The sequence below is a fragment of the Methyloligella halotolerans genome (genome assembly GCF_001708935.1).
Lineage (GTDB): Bacteria > Pseudomonadota > Alphaproteobacteria > Rhizobiales > Methyloligellaceae > Methyloligella > Methyloligella halotolerans.
Window position 1 is genome coordinate 1 of the sequence record NZ_MASI01000016.1, and the last position, 4,087, is coordinate 4,087.

3 protein-coding genes and 1 pseudogene are annotated in these 4,087 nt (G+C 61.7%); all 4 read left to right on the forward strand.

Going from position 1 to position 4,087, the window contains the following annotated elements:
- The first annotated feature begins 555 nt into the window (after nucleotides 1-555).
- Nucleotides 556-1,068 carry an RNA polymerase sigma factor gene (locus tag A7A08_RS15260; RefSeq protein WP_069096322.1) on the forward strand — a complete coding sequence of 171 codons (513 nt, stop codon included), beginning with the start codon at nucleotides 556-558 and terminating at the stop codon, nucleotides 1,066-1,068.
- The gene (locus A7A08_RS15265; protein WP_069096323.1) at nucleotides 1,058-1,798 is read left to right on the forward strand and encodes an anti-sigma factor family protein; all 741 of its coding nucleotides are present in this window, start codon (nucleotides 1,058-1,060) and stop codon (nucleotides 1,796-1,798) included. The genes A7A08_RS15260 and A7A08_RS15265 overlap by 11 nt, the downstream gene beginning before the upstream one ends.
- A 221-nt stretch (nucleotides 1,799-2,019) precedes the next feature.
- Nucleotides 2,020-3,081, forward strand: a complete 1,062-nt coding sequence (sorT, locus tag A7A08_RS15270) for a SorT family sulfite dehydrogenase catalytic subunit (protein WP_245290967.1) — start codon at nucleotides 2,020-2,022, stop codon at nucleotides 3,079-3,081.
- 131 nt (nucleotides 3,082-3,212) lie between these two features.
- A pseudogene (gene sorU / locus A7A08_RS17685) lies at nucleotides 3,213-3,458 on the forward strand (SorU family sulfite dehydrogenase c-type cytochrome subunit); the annotation flags it as partial.
- Nucleotides 3,459-4,087 lie beyond the last annotated feature (629 nt).

The window sequence follows — 4,087 nt, forward strand, 5'->3', positions numbered from 1 at the left end:
GCCGGTAGCGAGAGAACTTCAAGGCCGCCGCAACATCGCTCCGGCGCTTGAGGGATTTTCGCTCCGACGAATCCGGTCTGCTTATCCTTCTGTGTCCGGCCTCATCCCGTCCGCCGGCGAGCCGGCATGAGCGGTTCGCGACCCGAAAGTTTCGTCAACCGACTGGTCGAGACGCGGGATACTGCATGGATCGTCATCATCCGACAATAGACAGTGAGAGACGGAGCGATCGAGGCGCGGGACCAGATCTTCGGCTCTCTCGAACGTCACGATAGAGGGGGCAGATCGATCGATAGAGAGTCCGGATCGACGCTTGCAGCATCGTCAGCTCGCTGCTTAGTATCGCCCCCGGAGGGAACTCCCGCCGCGCTAAACCGGCTCTCTGTCCTCAGCGCGATATCTGCTGAGATCGACCGGAATTCGAAGCAAGGGTTGCAAAAGATTGGATCCCCCAAATGGGCTGCGGACCTTCACAATCTTTCGGGCTCCGATTTCGATTGGCTACCGTAGACCGCGCACCAACGGCTCGCCGAGGTCGCGGGGGAGTGAAGAGCCATCAATTTTGAACAGCGACTCGATCCGGTCCGTGAGCGACTCTTTCGCTACGCTTTCGCGCTGACACGCGACAGGGATGAAGCCGGCGACCTGTTTCAGGAGACCGTCCTGAAAGCCATGTCGGCGTCCCATGTGCCGGCGGCCGACCCGGCCTTTCGCGCATGGCTGTTCACGATCGTACGCAATCTCTGGATCGATTTGTCCCGCGCCCGGACGCGGCGTGCCCGCCTCCGCGAGCAGATGGCCCAGGCCATGAGGCACGAGGCAGGCGAGGCCACGACGGAAGGGAACTACGCCGTGCGCGAGGCCTTCTCCTATCTTTCCGTGGAGCATCAGGAAATCCTGGCACTGGTCGACATTGCCGGGTTCAGCTATGAGGAGACGGGACAACTCTTGTCCATTCCCAAGGGCACGGTTATGAGCAGGGTTTCGCGGGCACGGCAAAGCCTGTTCGGCCTGCTGACCTGCGATGTCGCGCTCCCGGACTCGCTGGAGAAGTCCTGTGAACGCTAAGACGACCATCGATTTCGAACTGCTGAGCGCCTTCGTGGATGGCGAGCTCGACGAGGTTACCAGGAAGCGTGTCCTTGCGGCTCTCGATGCCGATCCACAGGCGAGGGCTCAGGTCGCCCGGATCCGCAAGCTCAAGTCCGACGTCGCATCCATGCCGGTCGATCGGGCGCGACACGTCACGGCCACGCGGAAGCGAAGAGTTTTGCCCGTCGGTGCAGCGATTGCAGCGGCGCTGGTGGCGATCGTTTTGTCCGGAGCACTCGCCGTTGGCTGGATAGCGACGGATCATTCCTCCAAGCTCGGGATTGCGTCTCAGATCATTGCAGCCCACGATCAGGCCGGGTCATCGGCCGCGGCCACGATGCTCGTACGCGGGTCCAAGCGCGAATACGAGCTGTTCCGAATGGCGGGTCTGCATCTGACTCTGGATGAGGTCCGGCCCCTGCCCAGCAATCTCGTCATGCGCCATCGCGTATATGTCGGCCCCCACGGTTGCCGCATCAGCGTGTTCGCATTGCCGCCGAGTTCCCTCGACGCGGCCGATGTTGTTGCGGCAGATGCTGGCCTGCTTTCGGCCTCTTGGGAGAGCGGGTCTGAGGTTCACATCGTTCTTGCGCGCTCTATGGATCCGGAACGCTTCAACGCCATTGCGACGGCGCTGAAGCATATCTCCCGTCCGGAGACTGTGATCACCACCGCCGAAATCCCGCGCGTGCGCTGCACCTCGTAAGCACAAAAATTTTTCGTCCCCGATGGAATAAAGGCGGGTCGCCAGTCGTCTCCTCCTCTAAACGCGCATTGATGCGCCGAGTTTGAGGAGGATTCCCCCATGGAAAAAATCGATCTGCGCCGGCGCTATCTTCTGGCCGGCAGCGCCGGCGCCGCTGCCCTATTGGCCTCGGGCGCAAGCTTTCGGCCAAGGAGGCCAAGGCGACCCCGCTGCCCGATTACGTGAACTTCAAGGATGATGGTTCGCTCATCGTCCATTCGAACAACACGCTGGAGACCAAGCGGAGCGTCTTTGGCGTGCAGCCGATCACCGCTGACAACCAGCTCTATATTCGCAACAACGTGACGCCGCCCAGCGAGAGCATCGTGGAGAACCCCGATGCCTGGGAGGTTTCGATCGAAGGCGTCGGGAAGCCGCGCTCTGTTACGGTTGGCGACCTCAAGACAATGGGCGTCGAGACCGTGGCCATGGTGCTGCAATGCTCGGGTAACGGCCGAGCCTTCTTCAAGCATGAGACCAGTGGCACCCAGTGGCGGACAGGTGCCGCCGGCTGTGTCATATGGACGGGCGTGCCGTTGCGCACGGTCGTGGAAAATCTGGGCGGCGTTAAAGGCGGCGCACAGTTCGTCACCGGCACCGGTGGCGAGAAGATTCCCGAAGGTCTCAACGCGAGCGACGTTATCGTCGAGCGTTCCGTCCCGCTTGATGTGCTGGATAACATCCTGCTCGCCTGGGACATGAACGGTGCGCCGATTCCTCTCGCCCATGGCGGTCCTCTGCGGATGATCGTTCCCGGCTTCACGGGGGTCAACAACATCAAATACGTCAAGCGTGTCGCCATGACCGAGGCCGAAACCGATGCCTTGATCCAGCGTCAGCGCTATCGTCTGGCTCCGCTCGGCAAGAAGGGATCGCCCGAGTATCCCTCGGTCTGGCAGATGGAAGTGAAATCCTGGATCACCGGTCCGCTGGAGGACAGCGCCGCCGGCATGCACCAGATCACCGGCCTCGCCATGGGCGGAATCAACGCGGTGGACAATGTCGAGGTCTCCCTCGATGGCGGAAAGACTTGGGAAGCGGCGCAGTTCGTCGGCCCGGATCTCGGCCGGTATGCGTGGCGGCCCTTCGTGCTCTCCAAGAAGCTCGCTCCGGGCACTTACAACATCGTGAGCCGGGCGACCGATACCGAGGGCAATCAGCAGCCCGAGGTCCCGGAACCCAACCAGTCCGGCTACAACTACAACGGCTGGGGTGCTCTCGGCGTGGACGTCAAAATCAGCTAACAGGCCGAGATACGATAGATGATTCACACCCTATGGCGCACCGGAGCGTGCGCGGTTGTTGCCCTGTCATTCGCGTCACCGGCCGCACTTGCGCAGCCGGATGAGAGAAGCTTCAGCTCGGCCGGGAGGTCTTTCTGGAGCGGGCCCAGCCATCCTGCACGATCTGTCACACGCTGGCAGATGCGGGCAGCGATGGTTCGATCGGTCCCGTCCTCGACGACCTGAAGCCTAGCGCCGAGCAGGTCCGTCTGGCGGTCACGCTCGGCGTCGGGCCCATGCAGCCCTATACCGATAAACTGTCGAAAGACGAGATTGAGGCGCTTGCCTACTACGTCTCGACGGTGACCGGGGGCGCCGAAGCCGCTAAGTCGGAATAGGCTCTGAATCCCGCCCGGCCTCGGTCCTCACCCGTTTTGGGTGGGGCCGGTACGGCGGTAAGGCACGGGAATTCTCTGCGCTGATCGACGTCGGCTCGATGGCTACCGCGGGCGCTGTCGCTTGTTCGGTCTGTGCTGCATCTGCGGAATGGCTCTCGACGTCCGACCAATGGGCGGTCCTACCGGCCGGCGGGCCCTGTTCCGTCGGTCGATACGGCAGTTTCCGTGAGGCCCCGCTTTCGATAAGGCGGGGACGCGATCTCGCTTTGCGCCGTGCTGAACGGCGGAATTTGGCGATTCCGGTGCCTGAGGGCCTGGATGCTCTAGAGCGAGAGGTTGCCTCAGAGAGGCTGCCCTTTGGTGGCGGTTCGAGCACCGCGAGATCTATTGCCAGGCTGTGGCAAGCGATAGTCCGCACCTATCAAACAATAAAAAGCTTTGATTTGAACAAAGGGATAGGCGACCCGATCTTTAGATAGGATGCGACCGGTCGGAACGGTCCTTCACACGGTTCTGATGAGGTCGGCTAAGGCTCGCTTTTGAATGGGCGGGTACAAGAAACCGACAAGGGAGAGATTGAAATGCCAGCAAGGAATCATTCGCAGTGGAGCGCGACCCCGCCGCTTGCG